This is a genomic window from Pseudomonas sp. BIGb0176 (genome assembly GCF_024810175.1).
GTDB classification, from domain to species: Bacteria; Pseudomonadota; Gammaproteobacteria; order Pseudomonadales; family Pseudomonadaceae; genus Aquipseudomonas; species Aquipseudomonas protegens.
Genome location: NZ_JANUEC010000002.1, coordinates 838499 through 859326 on the forward strand (window position 1 = coordinate 838499; position 20828 = coordinate 859326).

Annotated in this window: 21 protein-coding genes; 15 read left to right on the forward strand and 6 right to left on the reverse strand. The window is 62.5% G+C overall.

All coding sequences use genetic code 11. The features are described from left to right. Positions 1 to 96: 96 nt before the first annotated feature. A complete protein-coding gene (locus M2395_RS14735; RefSeq protein WP_011059644.1) occupies positions 97 to 2277 on the forward strand; it encodes a hypothetical protein in 2181 nt (726 codons plus the stop codon). 274 nt (positions 2278 to 2551) lie between these two features. Here the strand turns inward: M2395_RS14735 and M2395_RS14740 are convergent, their stop codons facing one another. Next, positions 2552 to 2857 carry a DUF2288 domain-containing protein gene (locus M2395_RS14740; protein WP_041116319.1) on the reverse strand — a complete coding sequence of 102 codons (306 nt, stop codon included), beginning with the start codon at positions 2855 to 2857 and terminating at the stop codon, positions 2552 to 2554. A 340-nt stretch (positions 2858 to 3197) separates the two neighbouring features. Here M2395_RS14740 and M2395_RS14745 point away from each other — a divergent pair, with 340 nt between their 5' ends. The 9 genes from M2395_RS14745 (at position 3198) to M2395_RS14785 (ending at position 10848) form a co-directional block, all read left to right on the forward strand. Beyond that, entirely contained in the window at positions 3198 to 4325 is a 1128-nt protein-coding gene (locus M2395_RS14745) for a branched-chain amino acid ABC transporter substrate-binding protein (protein WP_123430178.1), read from the forward strand. 230 nt (positions 4326 to 4555) lie between these two features. Beyond that, complete coding sequence (gene livH / locus M2395_RS14750; RefSeq protein ID WP_011059641.1) at positions 4556 to 5479, forward strand: high-affinity branched-chain amino acid ABC transporter permease LivH; 924 nt, start codon at positions 4556 to 4558, stop codon at positions 5477 to 5479. Next, a complete protein-coding gene (locus M2395_RS14755) occupies positions 5476 to 6732 on the forward strand; it encodes a high-affinity branched-chain amino acid ABC transporter permease LivM (RefSeq protein ID WP_011059640.1) in 1257 nt (418 codons plus the stop codon). Before livH ends, M2395_RS14755 begins: the two co-directional genes overlap by 4 nt. Beyond that, complete coding sequence (gene livG, locus M2395_RS14760) at positions 6729 to 7496, forward strand: high-affinity branched-chain amino acid ABC transporter ATP-binding protein LivG (RefSeq protein WP_011059639.1); 768 nt, start codon at positions 6729 to 6731, stop codon at positions 7494 to 7496. Before M2395_RS14755 ends, livG begins: the two co-directional genes overlap by 4 nt. Then, on the forward strand, positions 7497 to 8198 hold the full coding sequence (locus M2395_RS14765; RefSeq protein WP_015634412.1) for an ABC transporter ATP-binding protein: 702 nt from the start codon (positions 7497 to 7499) through the stop codon (positions 8196 to 8198). It begins immediately after the preceding gene. A gap of 152 nt (positions 8199 to 8350) precedes the next feature. Next, complete coding sequence (locus M2395_RS14770; protein WP_011059637.1) at positions 8351 to 8653, forward strand: DUF2282 domain-containing protein; 303 nt, start codon at positions 8351 to 8353, stop codon at positions 8651 to 8653. A 25-nt stretch (positions 8654 to 8678) separates the two neighbouring features. Then, a complete protein-coding gene (locus M2395_RS14775) occupies positions 8679 to 9569 on the forward strand; it encodes a DUF692 domain-containing protein (RefSeq protein ID WP_053156672.1) in 891 nt (296 codons plus the stop codon). After that, on the forward strand, positions 9566 to 10336 hold the full coding sequence (locus M2395_RS14780; protein ID WP_123430177.1) for a DNA-binding domain-containing protein: 771 nt from the start codon (positions 9566 to 9568) through the stop codon (positions 10334 to 10336). The genes M2395_RS14775 and M2395_RS14780 overlap by 4 nt, the downstream gene beginning before the upstream one ends. Positions 10337 to 10338: 2 nt before the next feature. After that, complete coding sequence (locus M2395_RS14785; RefSeq protein WP_015634409.1) at positions 10339 to 10848, forward strand: DoxX family protein; 510 nt, start codon at positions 10339 to 10341, stop codon at positions 10846 to 10848. A gap of 70 nt (positions 10849 to 10918) precedes the next feature. Here M2395_RS14785 and M2395_RS14790 read toward each other — a convergent pair whose 3' ends face one another. Then, complete coding sequence (locus tag M2395_RS14790; RefSeq protein WP_123430176.1) at positions 10919 to 11827, reverse strand: LysR family transcriptional regulator; 909 nt, start codon at positions 11825 to 11827, stop codon at positions 10919 to 10921. Between the two features lie 102 nt (positions 11828 to 11929). On the opposite strand from M2395_RS14790, the gene M2395_RS14795 reads away from it, so the two are divergent. From M2395_RS14795 to M2395_RS14805, 3 genes are all read left to right on the forward strand, one after another. Then, positions 11930 to 12529: a short chain dehydrogenase gene (locus M2395_RS14795; protein ID WP_011059632.1), complete on the forward strand. Its 600-nt coding sequence runs from the start codon at positions 11930 to 11932 to the stop codon at positions 12527 to 12529. 195 nt (positions 12530 to 12724) lie between these two features. Continuing rightward, positions 12725 to 13402: a COG3650 family protein gene (locus M2395_RS14800; protein WP_011059631.1), complete on the forward strand. Its 678-nt coding sequence runs from the start codon at positions 12725 to 12727 to the stop codon at positions 13400 to 13402. 113 nt (positions 13403 to 13515) lie between these two features. Continuing rightward, positions 13516 to 15129 (forward strand): NAD(P)/FAD-dependent oxidoreductase, encoded by a 1614-nt coding sequence (locus M2395_RS14805; RefSeq protein ID WP_053149409.1) that lies wholly within the window; start codon positions 13516 to 13518, stop codon positions 15127 to 15129. A 132-nt stretch (positions 15130 to 15261) separates the two neighbouring features. Here M2395_RS14805 and M2395_RS14810 read toward each other — a convergent pair whose 3' ends face one another. Next, the gene (locus M2395_RS14810) at positions 15262 to 16356 is read right to left on the reverse strand and encodes a PLP-dependent cysteine synthase family protein (protein WP_011059629.1); all 1095 of its coding nucleotides are present in this window, start codon (positions 16354 to 16356) and stop codon (positions 15262 to 15264) included. Positions 16357 to 16677: 321 nt separating this feature from the next. On the opposite strand from M2395_RS14810, the gene nhaA reads away from it, so the two are divergent. Further along, positions 16678 to 17865: a Na+/H+ antiporter NhaA gene (gene nhaA / locus M2395_RS14815; RefSeq protein ID WP_011059628.1), complete on the forward strand. Its 1188-nt coding sequence runs from the start codon at positions 16678 to 16680 to the stop codon at positions 17863 to 17865. Positions 17866 to 17944: 79 nt separating this feature from the next. Here nhaA and M2395_RS14820 read toward each other — a convergent pair whose 3' ends face one another. Then, a complete protein-coding gene (locus tag M2395_RS14820; protein WP_011059627.1) occupies positions 17945 to 18409 on the reverse strand; it encodes a glycine zipper 2TM domain-containing protein in 465 nt (154 codons plus the stop codon). 174 nt (positions 18410 to 18583) lie between these two features. Between M2395_RS14820 and M2395_RS14825 the strand changes: the two genes are divergently transcribed. Then, complete coding sequence (locus tag M2395_RS14825) at positions 18584 to 18820, forward strand: hypothetical protein (RefSeq protein ID WP_011059626.1); 237 nt, start codon at positions 18584 to 18586, stop codon at positions 18818 to 18820. 12 nt (positions 18821 to 18832) lie between these two features. Here M2395_RS14825 and pdxH read toward each other — a convergent pair whose 3' ends face one another. Beyond that, the gene (gene pdxH, locus M2395_RS14830) at positions 18833 to 19480 is read right to left on the reverse strand and encodes a pyridoxamine 5'-phosphate oxidase (protein WP_011059625.1); all 648 of its coding nucleotides are present in this window, start codon (positions 19478 to 19480) and stop codon (positions 18833 to 18835) included. Between the two features lie 23 nt (positions 19481 to 19503). After that, positions 19504 to 20754 (reverse strand): OmpA family protein, encoded by a 1251-nt coding sequence (locus tag M2395_RS14835; protein WP_053149407.1) that lies wholly within the window; start codon positions 20752 to 20754, stop codon positions 19504 to 19506. Between the last annotated feature and the right edge of the window lie 74 nt (positions 20755 to 20828).

The following is a 20828-nucleotide window of genomic DNA, read 5'->3' on the forward strand; positions in this document are numbered from 1 at the left end:
GCAAAATTCGCGCTCCACGCAGCGACGAGGTCCCATTCCGTGATGGTTCGACGACACCTCGTCCACGAGCCAACCTGACCAGGCATATGGCGCACAATGACTTCTAAGAACAAACCTGCCAACGCAGTCTCCGAGATGACGCTGACCTCCCCCACAACTAGCCCCTCAGACCCGAAGCCATTGTCCAGTTCACGCCCCCTGTCGACTCAGCAGTACCTGTATTTCACCGAAACCAATACCGACCGCATCCTCGACAACCTCGACGGTCTGCGCGACACGGTGTTCCCGCGGCCACCGCACCTGGAAGGCGAGCCGGACAACCGTCGCGACCAGGAATTTCCGTCGGTCTGCCTGATCGGGCTGGGCCGCTGCGGCTCCAACATCGCCCTGGATGTGGCCGAGCTGGTGTACAACGCCCGCAAGTTCTACCTCAACGAATTCAATAACGAAGACAAGGCCTACGAAGGCGGCTACAGCCCCGGCCAGTGGATCCGCCAGAACCTGCGCCTGGGCCAGAACAAGGCCAGCAAGCCGGTGTTCCTGGTGGAACCGCTGGTGATGCTCGGCGACCTGGACAAGGACATTGCCGGGCGCATCCGTTTCTCGCGCAAGGGCGAGAAAAGCGGCTTCATCCGCGACTACAGCAAGATGAAGATCATGGACCTCTCGGAAGTCCACGCCGGTGGCGCCGGTAACGCGCCGATCCTCGGCCAATACCTGGCCAAGATCATCCTCAACAAGGACACCCAGCGCTTCTCCAGCCCCGACTGGAAGATGATCCACTCGTACCTGATCGACTCCTGCGGGATCAAGGCCAACCAGTCGCGCCTGTACTTCTCGATCTTCAGTGCCGGCGGCGGTACCGGTTCGGGCATGGCCTCGGAGTTCGGCCTGGCCCAGCAGTACTCGTACATGAACAAGACCTTCGACACCAAACCGATGGACGAGCACGACAGCAAGAGCGGGCACTCCTTCGTCTTCGAGCCGATCTTCACCAGCGGCATCTGCGTGCTGCCGAACATTTCGGACCATCGCAGCGAAATGTCCGAGGCGCTGCACATCAACGCCGGCCGCCTGCTGTGCAAGTACCTTTCGGAAGAGTGGGACTTCTCCTACAACTTCGACAATGAAGACAGCAGCGAAGCCAGCGTGATGGGACGGATCCGCCCCTGGAACGCGATGATGCTGATCTCCAACGATATCATGCGCTACGCCGAAGAAAGCGATGACGGCAACATCCAGAACATCGACGTCAACGCCATGGAGAAGCACGCCAACCAGTACATCTCCCAGCAGATCTTCAACATCCTCACCGCCCAGGCGGTGACCACCGACTACGACCAGAACTACTTCCGGCGGGCCGGCATCGACATCGGCGAAACCATCCGCCTGGATGCCAACGACCTGTTCATGAGCCTGGCTGGCCCGGTGGCGATCGCCTATGCCGAGTCCGTGGTGCCGGAGCAGCCGGTGCCCACCGGCGACAAGTTCAAGGTGTTCGAAAAAGAACCCCAGCGCCTGAACATCGACGACCTGTTCTTCCGCTCCATCGATCTGCCGCACTTCAACAAGGTGACCCAGGCCATCGAGGGCATCAGCCTGCTGCCGATCGAGTCCAAGCGCTACCGCGCGGCCTTGGAGCAATACAAGGCTTCGGGTTATGACGCCGCGGCGCTGCATGACCTGCACTTCTTCAAGAACTGCTCGTCGGTGGTATCGATCGTGTCCCTGCCCAAGGACTACAAGCTGTCCTACATGGACCTGAACCGGCTCAAGACCCACCTCAACAGCCTGTTCCCCAACACCACCCTCAAGCGCTATGCGCTGGTGATCGGCGCTTCGGCCAACCTGTCGCTGACCACCCTGATCGCCAAGAGCCCGTGCCTGTCGGATGACTTCCTGACCCTGATCGTGGCCTTTATCAAGCGTTGCTTTGCGCGCAATCCGTACCGCTTCGACGACACCCTGGACAACTCGGTGCTGGATTTCATCGTCAGTGACCAGTTCGATGAAGACCGCATCGACGATCTGCTCAACGAATTCGAGAACCCGGCGAAGATCCTCGACACCAACTGGTATGCGATCAAGCCGATGTACGAGAAGAAGTACCGCGAGCTGATCAACGACAAGGACAAGTTCGTCTCGATCAACGACATCCGCCTGTCCCGGGATTGCGTGAAGAAGGCCATCAAGTACCTGCGGGAAATCTACCGCCACCGTATCGGCAAGACCCGGGTCATCTCGCTCAACAGTCACACAGGCAAGACCGCGTATTAAGAAGGGCTTCGCCGGCCAGCCGGCTCCTGCACGGCAGGGAAAAACCTGCTGTCCTGTGGGAGCCGGCTGGCTGGCGAATGGTCAATTTACTCACATCGCGAAACAATTAAGCAGCTCGTCGGCTGCGCTTGAAACTGTTCCCCTTCCGTGAACGTCACCCTGAGAGAAAAGCCCGTGGGGCCTTTCTCTACGGCAAGGTGCCATCACTGGATTCACGGTTACTCGGCTACACACTTTTGTCCGACAAAAACCTGCCCCTTATCGGTGCACGCTCTTAGCGCGATGCCCTTTCCTGGATCAGGATCCAGGGTGAAACCACCACCGCCCACAGCGTCGGATCACGTTCCAGCAGATCGGATGCCCGCGTCGCAGACAGTTTCTCGACCTTTCCTTCGGCCAGCCAGGCCGCCACTTTTTCTGCCTGGTTCTCGGCCACGGCCTGGGCCGCCTCGATCAGATCCAGGTCAGCCTCGACCCACAATAGGGCACCCTTGGCGAAGAACGGCTCCAGTTCCTTCCAGCTGATAGATGCGGTCTCACCAAGCAGCTTGGCATAGAGGGTGCTAGGTTCTTGAGTCATGGGACTGTCCAGAAATGAAATCGGCGCAATCATAACGTCGGGGCTCTGGCAGAAAAACCCAGAAGCAAGCGCGACACCGATCGAGAAGCTCAGAAGCGCCAGGGACTGACGCCGAACCGGGCGCAAGCCACGCCGCAAATCTGTCTTTTTCTTTCAATTAAGCGACACCCCGCGTTTTTGCCCCCAGCAGCCAGCTTTTCAAGCGAACAACCGGCGCTCTACACTGTACCGGTACAGTTGCCAGGGGCATTTTCCGACGGGTATTCACGAAATATCTGATTCGGTTCTGCGACCAAGGCCGCCGGAACTATAAAAATTACAACAGTAAGAGTGGAGCACTATGAATAAGGCTACTAAGCAGATTTCCAAACTGTTTGCCGCTATGGTCCTGGCCGGGGTTGCCAGCCATTCGTTCGCAGCTGACACCATCAAGATCGGTATCGCCGGCCCCAAGACCGGCCCTGTAGCCCAATACGGCGACATGCAGTTCAGTGGCGCGAAAATGGCCATCGAACAGATCAACGCCAAAGGCGGCGTCAACGGCAAGAAGCTCGAAGCCGTTGAATACGACGATGCCTGTGATCCCAAGCAAGCCGTGGCAGTCGCCAACAAAGTGGTCAACGATGGCGTCAAGTACGTGGTCGGCCACCTGTGCTCCAGCTCCACTCAACCTGCTTCCGACATCTACGAAGACGAAGGCGTGATCATGATCACCCCGGCTGCCACCAGCCCGGACATCACCGCCCGTGGTTACAAGATGGTGTTCCGCACCATTGGCCTGGACAGCGCCCAGGGCCCGGCCGCCGGTAGCTACATCGCCGACCACGTGAAACCCAAAGTGGTTGCCGTGCTCCACGACAAGCAGCAGTACGGTGAAGGCATCGCCACCGCCGTGAAGCAGACCCTGGAGAAGAAAGGCACCAAGGTCGCCGTATTCGAAGGCATCAACGCCGGCGACAAGGACTTCTCTTCGCTGATCGCCAAGCTCAAGCAGGCCAACGTCGATTTCGTCTACTACGGCGGCTACCACCCTGAGCTGGGCCTGATCCTGCGCCAATCCCAGGAGAAAGGCCTGAAGGCCAAGTTCATGGGCCCGGAAGGCGTGGGTAACGACTCCATTTCGCAGATCGCCAAGGATGCTTCCGAAGGCCTGCTGGTCACCCTGCCTAAATCCTTCGACCAGGACCCGGCCAACGTGGCCCTGGCTGACGCGTTCAAGGCCAAGAAAGAAGACCCGAGCGGTCCTTTCGTATTCCCTTCCTACTCCGCAGTTGAAGTCATCGCCGGCGCCATCACCAACGCCAAGAGCGAAGACGCGGCCAAGGTGGCTGAAGCCATCCACGCCGGCACCTTCAAGACCCCTACCGGCGACCTGAGCTTCGACGCCAAGGGCGACTTGAAAGACTTCAAGTTCGTGGTCTACGAGTGGCACTTCGGCAAACCTAAAACCGAAGTTTCCCCTCAGTAAGGCGCGGCCTGACTGACTGCCAATAAAGCCCACGGCGTGCCGTGGGCTTTGTTTTACGAATGTATGGGCCTGTGTTCCGTGATCCGGAATCCCGCCCACCTGAAAATCTCAAAACCGTCATCAGCGGTTCGCTGGCAAAACCCAGCCCGAAGTGGGTGCAGATCCACGGGGCCTGGGCGGGAAAATGACTCCACCAGTGAAATGCGTATCAGGTTTTTAGGAGCGTTGTAATGCCTGACATCTATCACTTTTTCCAACAGCTGGTTAACGGTCTCACCGTTGGCAGCACGTATGCCCTGATCGCCATCGGCTATACGATGGTTTACGGCATCATTGGAATGATCAACTTCGCCCACGGCGAGGTGTACATGATCGGTTCCTACGTGGCGTTCATCGCCATCGCCGGGCTGGCCATGATGGGACTCGACAGCGTCCCGCTCTTGATGACCGCAGCCTTCATCGCGAGCATCGTCGTCACCAGTGCCTACGGCTACAGCATCGAACGGATCGCCTACCGCCCCTTGCGGGGTAGTAACCGCCTGATCCCGCTGATCTCCGCCATCGGCATGTCGATCTTCCTGCAGAACACCGTTCTGCTGGCGCAGGACTCCAAGGACAAATCCATTCCCAACCTGATCCCGGGCAACTTCTCCATCGGGCCGGGCGGCGCACATGAAGTGCTGATTTCCTACATGCAGATCGTGGTATTCGTGGTGACCCTCATCGCCATGCTCGGCCTGACGCTGTTCATCTCCCGTTCTCGCCTGGGTCGCGCCTGCCGCGCCTGTGCCGAGGACATCAAGATGGCCAACCTCCTGGGGATCAATACCAACAACATCATCGCCCTGACCTTCGTGATCGGCGCCGCGCTGGCGGCCATCGCCGCCGTGCTGCTGAGCATGCAATACGGTGTGATCAACCCCAACGCCGGTTTCCTGGTGGGCCTCAAGGCCTTCACCGCAGCGGTCTTGGGCGGCATCGGCAGCATTCCGGGCGCGATGCTCGGCGGGCTGGTGCTGGGGGTGGCCGAAGCCTTTGGTGCCGACGTGTTCGGCGACCAGTACAAGGACGTCGTGGCGTTCGGCCTGTTGGTTCTGGTGCTGTTGTTCCGTCCGACCGGCATTCTGGGCCGTCCGGAGGTTGAGAAAGTATGACTAGGAATCTTAAATCGGCGCTGTTCAGCGCCTTGTTGGTCTGGGCTGTCGCCTACCCGGTGCTGGGCCTGAAACTGACCATCGTCGGCATCAACCTGGAAGTCCACAACACCAGCCCGACCATTCTTGCCACCATCGCGGTGTGCTCGGTGCTGATGTTCCTGCGGGTGCTGTTCCATAGCCAGATCAGCGCCGCCTGGAAGTCCTCTCCCAGCATGCCGTTGATCCCGGCCAAGGCCAGCAACTTCCTGACCCTGCCCAGCACCCAGCGCTGGATCATACTGGCGTTGATCCTTGGCGCCCTGGTCTGGCCGTTCTTCGGCTCCCGCGGGGCGGTGGACATTGCCACGCTGATCCTGATCTACGTGATGCTGGGCCTGGGCCTGAACATCGTGGTCGGCCTGGCCGGCCTGCTGGACCTGGGTTACGTGGGTTTCTACGCCGTCGGCGCCTACAGCTATGCGCTGCTGTCGCACTACTTCGGCCTGAGCTTCTGGATCTGCCTGCCGATCGCCGGCCTGATGGCGGCCACTTTCGGCTTCCTGCTGGGCTTCCCGGTGCTGCGCCTGCGGGGTGACTACCTGGCAATCGTGACCCTGGGCTTTGGCGAGATCATCCGTCTGCTGCTGCGCAACATGACCGATCTCACCGGCGGCCCCAACGGCATCAGCAACATCGAGAAGCCGACCTTCTTCGGCCTGACCTTCGAGCGCAAGGCAGCAGAAGGCATGCAGACCTTCCACGAGTTCTTCGGCCTGCAGTACAACTCGATCAACAAGGTGATCTTCCTCTACCTGGTGGCCCTGCTGCTGGCACTGGCGGCGCTGTTCGTCATCAATCGCCTGCTGCGCATGCCCATCGGCCGTGCCTGGGAAGCCTTGCGTGAAGACGAGATCGCCTGCCGTGCCCTGGGCCTGAACCCCACCGTGATCAAGCTCTCGGCCTTTACCCTGGGCGCCGCGTTCGCCGGTTTCGCCGGCAGCTTCTTCGCCGCGCGCCAAGGCCTGGTGACCCCGGAATCCTTCACCTTCATCGAGTCGGCGATCATCCTCGCCATCGTCGTACTGGGTGGCATGGGCTCGCAGCTGGGTGTGATCCTGGCGGCGATCGTGATGATCCTCTTGCCTGAAATGATGCGTGAATTCAGCGAATACCGGATGTTGATGTTCGGCGCCATGATGGTGCTGATGATGATCTGGCGTCCTCAAGGTCTGCTGCCCATGCAACGTCCTCACATGGAGCTGCGCAAATGAGCCGTGAGATCCTCAAAGTAACCGGCCTGTCGATGCGCTTCGGCGGCCTGCTGGCGGTCAACGGCGTAGCCCTGACCGTCAAGGAAAAACAAGTGGTGGCATTGATCGGCCCGAACGGTGCCGGCAAGACCACGGTGTTCAACTGCCTGACCGGTTTCTACCAGCCCAGCGCCGGCAGCATCCTCCTGGACGGCGAGCCGATCGAAGGCCTGCCGGGCCACAAGATCGCCCGCAAGGGCGTGGTGCGTACCTTCCAGAACGTGCGGCTGTTCAAGGACATGACCGCGGTCGAGAACCTGTTGATCGCCCAGCACCGGCACCTGAACACCAACTTCCTCTCCGGGCTGTTCAAGACCCCGGCGTTTCGCAAGAGCGAGCGCGAGGCCATGGAGTACGCCGGCTACTGGCTGGACAAGGTCAACCTGCGGGAGTTTGCCAACCGCCCCGCCGGCACCCTGGCCTATGGTCAGCAACGGCGCCTGGAAATCGCCCGCTGCATGATGACCCGCCCGCGGATCCTCATGCTCGACGAGCCAGCCGCCGGCCTCAACCCCAAGGAAACCGAGGACCTCAAAGCGCTGATCAGCGTGCTGCGCGAAGAGCACAACGTCACCGTGCTGCTGATCGAACACGACATGAAACTGGTCATGAGCATTTCCGACCATATCGTGGTGATCAACCAGGGCACGCCCCTGGCCGACGGCACGCCGGAACAGATCCGCGACAATCCCGAAGTGATCAAAGCCTACCTGGGGGAAGCGTAAATGCTGCAGTTCGAAAACGTTTCCACCTTCTACGGCAAGATCCAGGCGTTGCACAGCGTCAACGTCGAGATCCGCCAGGGCGAGATCGTCACCCTGATCGGCGCCAACGGTGCCGGCAAGTCCACCCTGCTGATGACCCTCTGCGGCTCGCCCCAGGCCCACAGCGGCAGCATCCGTTACCTGGGTGAAGAACTGGTGGGGCAAAGCTCGGCGCAGATCATGCGCAAGAGCATTGCCGTGGTGCCGGAAGGCCGCCGGGTATTCGCCCGCCTGACCGTGGAAGAGAACCTCGCCATGGGCGGCTTCTTCACCGACAAGGGCGACTACCAGGAGCAGATGGACAAGGTCCTGGAGCTGTTCCCGCGGCTCAAGGAGCGCTTCACCCAGCGCGGCGGCACCATGTCCGGCGGTGAACAGCAGATGCTCGCCATCGGCCGTGCGCTGATGAGCAAGCCCAAGCTGCTGCTCCTGGACGAACCGTCCCTGGGCCTGGCGCCGATCATCATCCAGCAGATCTTCGACATCATCGAACAGCTGCGCCGCGACGGCGTGACGGTGTTCCTGGTAGAGCAGAACGCCAACCAGGCGCTGAAGATCGCCGACCGTGCCTATGTGCTGGAGAACGGCCGGGTGGTGATGCAAGGCACCGGTGAATCGCTGCTGACCGATCCGAAGGTGCGTGAAGCCTACCTGGGCGGCTAAGCACCTGCGTCACTGAAAACGGCCCTTCGGGGCCGTTTTTTTTATTCCGGGATAAAAAACTGCCCCGGGCTGTAACGAATCCCCATGAGCCTTCTCTAGAGGGGTAAGCAAGCACAGATGCTTCCTTACCCCAACCGCACTGGAGAAACATCATGAGCAACACTCGTACCCTGTCCGCCACTGCCCTGGTCCTGGCCCTGGGCTCTGCCCTCAGCGTCGCCGCCCTGCCCACCACCGCCCATGCCGCGGACGACATGGAAAAGTGCTTCGGCGTGGCCATGAAGGGCAAGAACGATTGCGCCGCGGGCGCCGGCACCACCTGCGCCGGGACCTCCAAGGTCAACGATCAGGCCAACGCCTGGAAGCTGGTACCCAAGGGCAGCTGCGAGAAAACCGCCAGCAGTACCTCGCCTACCGGTTTCGGCCAGCTCGAAGCCTTCAAAGCCAAGTCCTGATCCTGCGCCTGCCTGAGTGTCGACGATGAACACCGCCCCGCTGCACCACCCTGGCCACGACATTCAGGCGCGCGCCTCCAGCCTGCCGCCCCGCGCCGGGCTGGGGCTCAAGACCGAGCATTTCAAACACGTGCTGGAAGAGCAGCCCGACATCGGTTTCTTCGAGGTGCATGCGGAGAACTACATGGTGGCGGGCGGCCCTTTCCACCATTACCTGGGCCTGATCCGCGAACGCTACCCGCTGTCGCTGCACGGTGTCGGCCTGTCCATCGGTGGCGAAGGCCCCCTGGACCAGGCTCACCTGGAGCGGCTGGCCGGCTTGATCGAACGCTATCAGCCCCAGTCCTTTTCCGAACACCTGGCCTGGTCCAGCCACGGCCCGGTGTTCCTCAACGACCTGCTGCCCCTGGCCTACGACGGGCCCACCTTGCGCCGGGTCTGCGAGCACATCGACCAGGTGCAGAACCATCTGGGACGAACCATGCTGCTGGAAAATCCGGCCACCTACCTGCAATTCCAACGCTCGACCCTGGACGAGACCGACTTCATCCGCGAAGTGGTCCAGCGCAGCGGCTGCGGCCTGCTGCTGGACGTCAACAACCTCTATGTGTCGTGCATCAATCACCAGCGCGATCCCCTGGCCTACCTGCAAGCACTGCCGCTGCAGGCGGTGGGCGAGATTCATCTGGCCGGGTTCGCCGAAGACCGGGACAGCCTCGGTGACCGTCTGTTGATCGACGATCACGGTGCCCCGGTCGACGCTGCGGTCTGGGCCCTGTACCAGGAGGTGCTGGGGCTCATCGGCCCGATGGCCACCCTGATCGAGCGCGACAACCACCTGCCGGCCTTTGCCACCCTGATGGCCGAGGCCAGCCAGGCAGAAGCGCTGTTGCTCGGCGCCCAGGTGCAGCCATGAGCAGCCAGGGGGAATTCGCCAGGGCCCTGCTGAGCGCCGAACCGGGCTGCCCACAGGGGCTGTCCAGCAGCAACGGCGCCGATCCGGCCAGCCGCTTCGCGGTCTATCGCAACAATGTGCAGGCCTCGTTGAGCAACGCCCTGGCCGAGTCATACCCGGTCGTCATGCAATTGGTTGGTCGCGAGTTTTTCAACGCCATGGCCGCGCTCTACATCCGGGACTTCGCCCCCGCCAGCCCTCTGCTCAACGACTATGGCCGGGACCTGGGCGACTTTATCCAGGGCTTCGGGCCGGCCGCCGGCCTGCCCTACCTGGCCGACATGGCCCGCCTTGAACGGCTGCGGGTCGAGGCCTACCACGCCGCCGACGCCCGCCCCCTGGAGCCGTCACGGCTACTGGCGGCGATGAACCAGCCCGACCGCCTCGGCCAGGCGCAACTGCTCCTGCATCCGTCACTGCGCACCCTGCACTCCGGCTACGCCGTAGTGAGCCTGTGGGCGGCGCACCAGAGCGATCAGCCCTGGCCGGCTTTCGACCTGCAGCAGGGGCAGAACGCCCTGGTGCTGCGCAACGCCCTGGAGGTCGAGGTGATCGCCGTGGATACCGGCGCCATGACCTTCATTGAAGCCCTACGCAACCACTGGCCGCTGGAAATCGCCGCGGCCCATGCCCTGGACGCCCAGGCCGACTTCGACCTGGGCCAGTGCCTGGGCCTGCTGCTCGGCCACGGCGCTCTTATCGACCTGCAACCCCAGAAGAAGGCCTGACCATGAACACCCAGACAGAAACACCCATTGCCGGACTGGTGAATCGGATCATTCAAGGGTTTGAGCGCATTCCCTACAGCCTGATCGCCTTTATCGCGCGTTTTTCCATTGCCGCGGTGTTCTGGAAATCCGGACAGACCAAGGTCGAGGGGCTGGCCGTCGACCTGGTCGATGGCACCTTCCAGCTGGGCTGGCCGCGCCTGGCGGACTCGACCATTCCCCTGTTCAAGAGCGAGTACCACGTGCCCCTGTTGACGCCGGAAGTGGCGGCGCACCTGGCGGCCTTTGCCGAGCATTTTTTCCCGATGCTGATCCTGCTGGGCCTGGCCACGCGCTTTTCCGCCCTGGCGTTGCTGGGGATGACCCTGACCATCCAGCTCTTCGTCTACCCGGACGCCTACCCGACCCACGGCACCTGGGCGGCGATCTTCCTGCTGTTGATGGCCCGCGGCCCGGGCGTGTTGTCCCTCGACCACCTGCTGGCCCGGCATTTTCGCCACCGTCCTCTGTAGCCGCTGCCGCAGGCTGAAAAAAGGGCCGCAGGCCCTTCAAGTTCACAAACGACGGTAAAGCCGGAGGAAGCTACAAACGATCCAGCGCCTCACCGCTGCGACGAAACCAGTCCATCAGGTAATCGGCCAGCACCTGGGTACGCTTGGGCAGGCCGCCCTGATAGGAGTGCACCAGGTACATCGGCATGCTGCGGGTCTGGTAGTCCCGCAACAGCCAGCGCAGGTGGCCGTCCGCCAATTCGCTGTGCAGCACATAGGACGGCAGCCGGGCGATCCCCGCGCCCACCAGGGCAGCCTTCTTCAGGAGGTTGTAGTGGTTGCTGGCGAAGGGGCCGCTGACCCGCACCCGCAACAGTTCATGGCGCTGGTGGTACAACCACTCTTCCCGACCGCTGTAATGGCTATTGAGCAGGCAGCGATGCCCGGCCAGCTCCTGAGGCGTGCGCGGCTCGCCGTATTGCTCCAGGTAGGCCGGGCTGGCGCAGGTCATTTCATGCCAGGCCAACAGCGGCCGGGCCACCAGGCGCTGGTCGTTGGCCACCTCCGAGCGCACGGCCAGATCGAAACCCTCCCGGGTCAGGTCGCGGTAGCTGTTGTTCAGGTCCAGCTCGATCTGCACCTGGGGATAGTGCCGGGAGAACTCCAGCAGCAGGCCATCGAAAAAAGTCTCTCCCAGGGACACCGGAACCGTCAGGCGCACCGGGCCGGCCATATCGTCCTTGAGCCGGGCCAGGGCCTGATGGGCCCGCTCCACTTGGACTACCAGCGCCTGGGCCTGAGGCAGAAGCGCCGCCCCGGCGGCGGTCAGGTCCAGACGTCGGGTGGTGCGTTGCAGCAGTACCACGGCGTAGCGGGCTTCCAGGGCGCTGATGCGTTTGGAGAGCTGGCCCTTGCTGCACCCCAACTGCTGGGCTGCCAGGGTAAAGCTGCCGGCTTCCACCAGCACCGCAAATGCCGCCAGGTCATCCATCTCGCTCATGGATTGTTTCCATTTGAAAACCAAAGGTTGCCTATTAGCGCGTTAATTCATGAAAAAAACCACTCTAGACTGCAACCTCACCCCCTTTTCGAGGAACAGCCCATGAAGATTCTCTTGATCGGTGCCAATGGCACCATTGGTTCGGCGGTCGCGCGGGAGCTGGAACAACGTCACGAAGTGGTGCGCATCGGCCGTACCAGCGGTGATTTCCAGGTGGATATCAGCGACAGCCAGTCGATCCGCGCGCTGTTCGAAAAGACCGGGCGCTTCGATGCGCTGGTGTGCGCAGCCGGTAACGTGACCTTCGCGCCGCTGGGGGAAATGACTGCCGAGCACTTCAGCCTGGGCCTCGAGGACAAGCTGATGGGCCAGGTCAACCTGCTGCTGATCGGCCGCGAGTACGCCAACGACGGCGCCTCCTTCACCTTCACCACCGGCGTCCTGAGCCATGACCCGATCCGCAGCGGCGCCTCGGCCGCCCTGGTCAACGGCGCCATCGACAGCTTCGTGCGGGCCGCTGCCATCGAGCTGCCCCGGGGCCTGCGGGTCAACTCCATCAGCCCCAACGTGCTGCTGGAAGCCATGGGCAGCTACGCGCCCTACTTCCGCGGCTTCAAGCCGGTGCCGGCGGCCGACGTGGCCCTGGCCTACGCCAAGAGTGTGGAAGGCCTGCAGACCGGCCAGACCTACCGCGTCGGCTAAGCCCGTTTGTGCAAAAGCCGGCTTGTGCGGGAGCTGGCTCGCCTGCGCAGGCGTCCTCCCGAACCACACAAGGCTCCTGGGCCTCTTCGCCAGCAAGCCGGCGCCTACAGTGGATGGCGCTGCTGCGTTCAATCCGGGGTTGTGGTGGCCGGGCGGGCTGCGTAACGTGTCGGACTTCCGCCTGGAGGCCCAATGATGCGCACCGCCCGTTCCCTGCTTTGTTTCTCCCTGTTGCCGCTGTTTGCCGGCTGCCAGATGCTGCCGATGTTCAACCAACAGCCCCAGGCGCCGTCCATGGCCGGGTTGACCCGGATGCAGGGTGAACTCAGTGCCGCCGATGGCAAGCTGCTATTCAAACCCTGCACCGAAGACCGCCGTTATGTGGTCAACGATGGCGGCAACACCAGTGTGCTGCAGGAAGCGGCAACCCTGGCCGAGAAGCAGGGCAAGCTGTTTGCCGACCTGCGGGGCAAGTTCTCCGCCAGTGCCAGCAGCGACGGCCAGCTGGACCTGCGCCAACTGTACCGCGTCGAGCGCTCCGCCAGCGCCTGCAGCGATCCGAACTTCCAGCGCCTGATCCTGCGGGCCGGTAGCAAGAACCCGGCGTGGAACGTCGATGTCAGCGCCAAGGGCATGATGATCGAACGCGCCGGCCAGCCGACCCTGGCCCTGCCCTATCTGGAAGAACAGCTGGGGGATGGCCGCTTCAACCTCACCAGTGAAGCCAATCACCAGCGCGTGGAGCTGTGGGTGGCCCCGCAACGCTGCGTCGACCCCGTCACCGGCAGCGTTCAGCACCTGAGCGCAGAGCTGCGGGTGGACGGCCAGGTGCAGCGCGGCTGCGGCTATTTCGGCGGCTCGCGCAACGACTGATTCGACGAGCAGCGGTTTTAGCCTCACGGCCAAGGTGGTTTGCGGCTTATAATCGCCGGTTTGTGCAAAGCAAGCCGGCGCACTGTTGCGCACCGCCTACCCCGGATCCTGTCATGTTACGAATCACCGAACTCAAGTTGCCGATCGACCATCCCGATGAAGACCTGCGCGCCGCCATCGTGCAGCGCCTGGGGATCGCCAGCGATGAGCTGCTCGATTTCACCTTGTTCAAGCGCAGCTACGATGCGCGCAAGAAGTCTTCCGAGCTGTGCTTCATCTACACCATCGACCTCAGCGTGCGCGACGAAGCGCCGCTGCTGCTCAAGTTCGCCGACGACCGTAACGTCAACCCGGCGCCGGATGTCAGCTACAAGGTGGTGGGCCAGGCTCCGGCCGACCTCAGCCAGCGGCCGATCGTGGTGGGCTTCGGCCCCTGCGGGATCTTCGCCGGCCTCTTGCTGGCGCAGATGGGCTTCAAGCCGATCGTCCTCGAGCGTGGCAAGGAAGTGCGCCAGCGCACCAAGGACACCTGGGGCCTGTGGCGCAAGAGCGTGCTCAACCCCGAGTCCAACGTGCAATTTGGCGAAGGCGGCGCCGGGACCTTCTCCGACGGCAAGCTCTACAGCCAGATCAAGGACCCGCAACACCACGGCCGCAAGGTGCTCCACGAGTTCGTCAAGGCCGGTGCGCCGGACGAGATCCTCTACGTCAGCAAGCCGCACATCGGCACCTTCCGCCTCACCGGCGTGGTGGAAAACATGCGCCAGCAGATCATCGCCCTGGGCGGTGAAGTGCGCTTCGAGCAGCGGGTTACCGACGTGCTGATCGAAGACGGTCAACTGCAAGGTGTGGAACTGGCCAGCGGCGAACAACTGCATTCGCGGCACGTGATCCTGGCCCTGGGCCACAGCGCCCGCGACACCTTCCGCATGCTCCATAGCCGCGGCGTGTACATGGAAGCCAAGCCGTTCTCGGTGGGCTTTCGTATCGAGCACCCGCAATCGCTGATCGACAGCGCGCGCCTGGGCAAGTACGCCGGCCACCCGAAACTCGGCGCCGCCGACTACAAGCTGGTGCACCACGCCAAGAACGGCCGTTCGGTCTACAGCTTCTGCATGTGCCCGGGCGGTACCGTGGTGGCGGCGACCTCCGAGCCGAACCGGGTGGTGACCAATGGCATGAGCCAGTACTCGCGCAACGAGCGCAACGCCAACTCCGGCATCGTCGTGGGCATCACCCCGGAAGTGGATTACCCGGGCGGCCCGCTGGCAGGCATCGAGTTGCAGGAGCGCCTGGAGTCCCACGCCTTTGTCCTGGGTGGCAGTAACTACCAGGCCCCGGCGCAGCTGGTGGGCGACTTTATCGCCGGCAAGCCCACCACCGCCCTGGGCAGCGTCGAGCCGTCCTACAAGCCCGGCGTGACCCTGGGTGACCTGGCCCTGGCCTTGCCGGACTTTGCCATCGAGGCCATTCGTGAAGCCCTGCCGGCCTTCGAACGGCAGATCAAGGGCTATTCGCTGTATGACGCGGTGCTGACCGGTATCGAGACCCGCACCTCATCGCCGCTGCGCATTACCCGCGACGCCTCGATGCAGAGCTTGAATGTGAAGGGGCTGTACCCGGCCGGTGAAGGCGCCGGTTATGCCGGTGGGATTCTCTCCGCCGGGGTCGACGGAATTCGCATTGCCGAAGCCGTGGCCCGCGACATTCTCGGCATCCAGGCCTGAGGGACGGGCCCTTTCGCCGGCAAGCCGGCTCCTACCGCCTACCGTAGGAGCTGGCTTGCCAGCGAAGGCGTCGTCCAGAACAACGCAAGGCTCAAGGGCCTCTTCGCCGGCAAGCCGGCGCCTACGACAAGTTCAGATACCGGCGCGCAATACGCTGGCAGGTAGCGCCTCACCACGCTCGACACTGGCGGCTACCGCCTCGATCAACACCGTCAGTTCATAACCCTGCTCTGCCAGCCACTGCTCATCGTAGTAGGTGGTTGCATAGCGCTCGCCCCCATCACACAGAATCGCCACGATCGACCCCGACTCGCCGGCCGCAACCATCTGCTGCGCGGCCATCAGCGCGCCGATCAGGTTGGTGCCGCTGGAGCCGCCAACCCGACGACCCAGGCGCTGGGCCAGATAATGCATGGCCGCCAGGGACAGGGCATCCGGCACCTTGACCATGGCATCGATCACCTTGGGCAGGAACGAAGCCTCGACCCGCGGCCGGCCGATGCCCTCGATCCGCGAACCGCAGTCCAGGCGCAGGCTGGCGTCGCCACTCTGGTAATAGTCGAAGAACACCGAGCGCTCGGCGTCGGCACACAGCACCCGAGTGCAGTGCTGGCGATAGCGCACGTAGCGCCCCAGGGTCGCGGTGGTACCGCCCGTGCCCGGGCTGGAAATCAGCCAGCTGGGCTCCGGGTACCGCTCGAAACGCAACTGCTGGAATATCGACTCGGCGATGTTGTTGTTGGCCCGCCAGTCGGTGGCGCGCTCGGCATAGGTGAACTGGTCCATGAAATGGCCGCCGCTCTCCCGGGCCAGGCGCTCGGACTCGGCGTAGATCTGCGTCGGGTCCTGCACCAGGTGGCTCTTGCCGCCATAGAAGGCGATCTGGGCAATTTTCTCCTGGGAAGTGGTCGCCGGCATCACGGCAATGAACGGCAGCCCCAGCAGCCGGGCGAAATAGGCTTCGGAGATCGCCGTGGAGCCACTGGAGGCCTCGATCACCGGCGCGCCGGGCTTGAGCCAGCCATTGCACAGGGCATAGAGGAACAGCGAGCGGGCCAGGCGATGCTTGAGGCTGCCGGTGGGATGGCTGGATTCATCCTTGAAATACAGCTCGATGCCCGGCAGGCCCGGCAACGGCAGCGGGATCAGGTGAGTGTCGGCGCTGCGCTGGAAGTCGGCTTCGATGATACGGATGGCCTCACGGGCCCACTGGCGATTGTCGCTCATGCTCTATTCTCGTTGGATCGCACGCCGTACCGGCGCAAGAAGATGAAATGCACCCAGCATAGGTGATCCAGGCTCGCGACGGGCAGGCGCCTTTTCCTGGAAAAAATGCCCCCTCAGCCGCTGCGGACGGACATGTTAGGAAATATCCTGCCCCCCTTACAGGTACAGCTATGAAGCAATTGGAAACACAACTGCAAGGGGGATTTTTCAGCAGCCCGCTTGCCTTCTGCATATAACAAAAAAGAATATAACTTTTGTTTTAACAACTAACTGTACGGGTTAGGGTGTGCCACCTTTTTAGTTTTTAGATGGAGAGCGACCTTGCCTCTGCGTAGCACTTTCACTCGTTTCTTTGCCATGGAAGCTGCCAGCGGTCTGTTATTGATCGCCGCAGCCATCCTGGCCCTGATTATCAACAACTCCCCCCTGTCCTGGCTGTACAACGGCCTGCTGGAAACCCCGGTGGTGGCCCAGGTTGGCGCCCTGAAGATCGCCAAGCCGCTGCTGCTGTGGATCAACGATGGCCTGATGGCACTGTTCTTCCTGCTGATAGGCCTGGAGGTCAAGCGCGAAGTGCTGGAGGGGCAGTTGGCCAAGCCGTCGCAGATCGTCCTGCCCGGCGCAGCGGCCATCGGCGGCATGCTGGTGCCGGCGCTGATCTACTGGTTCCTCAACCGTGACAACCCGCCCGCCCTCAATGGCTGGGCGATTCCCACCGCCACCGACATCGCCTTCGCCCTCGGGGTGCTGGCCTTGCTGGGCAAGCGGGTGCCGACCTCGCTGAAACTGTTCCTGATGACCCTGGCGATCATCGATGACCTGGGAGCGATCGTGATCATCGCGATCTTCTACTCCGGCACGCTGTCGACCCTGTCGCTGATGCTGGCTGGCGCCTGCATCGCCGCCCTGGTGGCGATGAACCGGATGGGCGTGGTCAAGCTCGGACCCTACATGATCATCGGCCTGATCCTCTGGGTCTGCGTGCTCAAGAGCGGGGTCCACGCGACCCTGGCCGGCGTGACCCTGGCCTTCTGCATACCCTTGCGCACCCGCAACGCCGAACCCTCGCCGCTCAAGGCGCTGGAACACGCCCTGCATCCCTGGGTATCGTTCGGCATCCTGCCGCTGTTCGCCTTCGCCAATGCCGGGCTGTCGCTGAGCGGCGTGACCCTCGAAAGCTTCACCCACCATGTTCCCATGGGGATCGCGGTCGGCCTGCTGCTGGGCAAGACCATCGGCGTCTTCGGCCTGACCTGGATGGCAGTGAAAACCGGTATCGCTGCCTTGCCGTCCGGGGCCAACTGGGGCCAGGTGCTCGGCGTGGCAATTCTGTGTGGTATCGGCTTCACCATGAGCCTGTTCGTCGGCTCCCTGGCCTTCGAGCCCGGCAGCAGCGAATACGCCGGTATGGACCGCATGGGCATCCTGACCGGTTCACTGTTTGCGGCCCTGATCGGTTACGCCGTCACCGCCGCTGCCAGCCGCAGGAACAACACCCTGGCGTCCTGATCCGCAGCGCTTGGCCAGACTGAAAACACAAAACCCCGACCAGTTGCCTGGCCGGGGTTTTGTTTTGTAGCAGGGAGGGTCAGCGGGTAACGCGGCTGGTACCGTTGACCGTCATGATGCGCACGCGGTCGCCCACGCGGAACACTTCGTTTTCCTGAACCTGCTGCACATAGGCACGCATGCTGCCGTCGTCTTCACGCACGGTGATTTCAACGCCCTGGGTACGGGTCAGGCCTTCTTCAGTGGCCGAGCCCAGCAGGCCGCCGGCTACTGCACCGATGACTGCGGTGACGATGCTGCCACGGCCGCCGCCGATGGCGCTGCCGCCAACGCCGCCGATCACAGCACCTGCAGCGCCGCCGATCGGGGTCTTGGTGCCTTCGATTTTCACCGGACGCAGGGATTCGATGGTGCCCATGCGCACGGTTTGCACACGACGCGCTTCATCACGGGAATAGGAGTCACCGGTCAGGTTGGAGGCACAGCCACCGAGCAACATTGCCATCGTGGTGAAGGATGCAACCAGCAAAACAGACTTACGCATAGGATCAACTCCAAAGGACAGATAATCATTAGACTCCGCAGCTTGACGCCTGTCACGGCGTCGCCCGGATAAAATTGCTTTCATTCAGCCAAAGTACAGGCTGCGTAAACGCCAGGCTTTCTCATTACGGTAGCTCCAGCTCCCTGCATAGCGCCACCGAACAAAGGATTTTCCATGGACTACTTCATCATCATCGCGACCACCGCAGCTGGCTTGTATTTCCACTGGTGGCTGTATGTACGCATCAAGCGTTGGACCGATCGGGACCTGGCCCTCTCCCTGGCCGGAACCGATGCCCAGAAGAAGCAATTCATGCTGGAGCAACTGGCCGAGGCCCAGCGCCAGAAAGTAAAACGCCGGGACCTGCCGCAATGGCTGGAAACCGCTGCGGCCGGCTACCCCGGCGAGTGACCTGCAATCCGATCAAGGAGCCAGACGTTCGCGGACCCACTCCTGGCCTTGCAGGCGATAGTTCAAACGGTCATGCAGTCGGCTGGGGCGCCCCTGCCAGAACTCGATGCGCTCCGGCAGCAGGCGATAACCACCCCAGTGTTCCGGGCAATCGGGCTGGCTATCGCTGAAGCGAGCCTCAGTGGCCTTGAGCAACTCTTGCAGTTCGTCACGATCGGCGATCACCCGGCTCTGCGGTGAAGCCCAGGCTCCCAGCCGGCTGCCCAGGGGACGCACCTGATAATAGGCATCGGACTCCTGTGGAGTGACCTTGACCACCCGCCCTTCAATCCGCACCTGACGCTCCAGGGTCGGCCAGAAGAACGTCATGGCGGCGAAGGGCCGTGCAGCCAGCTGCTGGCCCTTGGCGCTCTCGTAGTTGGTGAAGAAGGTGAAGCCCTGCTCATCCAGGCCCTTGAGCAACAGGATGCGGCAGTGAGGGCGACCATCGGTATCGACGGTCGCCACGGTCATGGCATTGGCTTCCACCGGCGGTTGCTCGGTTTTCACCGCATCGGCAAACCACTGGTGGAACAGCGCAAAAGGTTCAGCCGGGGCCTGCGCCTCGGACAAGCCGTCGCGAGTGTAGTCGCGGCGCATATCAGCCAGGGACTGAGTCATGCCTGCTTCCTTATCCTTGAAAATCAGTTTTTAGCCTGGGCGGTAGCCGTTGCGGTCTTCGAAGAGGCGGCGGCCTTCTTCACCGGAGCCTTCTTGGCTGCCGGCTTCTTGGCCACGGTAGCCTTCTTCGCAGGCGCCGCTTTCTTGGCAGAAGCCGCGGGTACTGGAGGCACGGCATCCTGTACGGCAACCATTTCAGTCTCGGAAGGCGTCGGCTGGTTGTACTTGCTCAGCAGGCCCAGCATGGTGCTGCGCTGGGTCAGCATGATTTCTACCCGACGGTTCAGCGAGCGACCCTGGGGGCTGTCGTTGGCGGCACGCGGCATCACCGAACCCATGCCACGCAGCATCAGGCGGTCCTGCTTCAGGCCGCTGAGGCTGAAGATTGCCGCTACGGACTGGGCACGATCACGGCTCAGCTTCTGGTTGGCCAGGGTCGGGCCGGTGGCGTCGGCATGGCCGAGAATCAATACGGCAGTCTTCGGATCACCTTCCACCGCCTTGGCGACGCGGGTGAACGGACCCAGGGTGACCGGCAGCAGCATGGCTGGACGATCCGGGTTGAACGAGGCATCTACCAGCGCAGTGACCACCAGCACGTTTTCACGACGCTCGATCTGCAGCTTGCTGTCCTTCACCGCTTCGCGCAGGCGTGGCTCGTAGTCGTCCAGCCAGGCTTGGGTGATTTTCGGGTCGGGCATCGGGATGTCCGCCACATTGACCTTGCTCAAAGGCTTGGGCTGGCTCTTGGGGAACGGCCACCACCAGTGGGTTTCGGAGTCGGCTGCCGCTGCCACTGCCGGCGCTGGGGCAGGCTCGGCCTTCTTCGCTTCGGCCACTGGCTTGTCGGAAGAATCCTTGGAGGAGAACGGCCACCACCACTTGCTGCTCTCGGCCTTGGCGGCAGGAGCGGCAGGGGCCGCGGCAACGACCGGCGCTGGAGCTGGAGCGGGCTCGGCAGCAGCGACAGGCGCCGGCTTGGCGCCAGCAGCGGCCTTGGCGGCAGGGGCCGGGTGCTTGCCAGCGGCTGTGTTCTTGGCAGCAGGGGCCGGTGCAGCGGCCTTGGCCACTACCGCAGGCTTGCTTGCAGAAGCGGCAGGTGCGGCTTCAGTGGTGGCAACCGGCTTTTCAGGCGCAGCTGGGGTTTCCTTGCTGCTGGCCTTATCGGAGCCGAATGACCACCAGTGGCCGCCATCCGCTTCATTTTGTGGGGTTTGCGCGCAACCGGTGACGGTCAGGCAGATGGCCAAGGCTAGAGACTTGTTCGACGACATGGGATATCCACAAAATGAGATAAAAAATTCGGTCTAAACAACCGTTACAAACAGACGCTTGGAAATTATAAAAG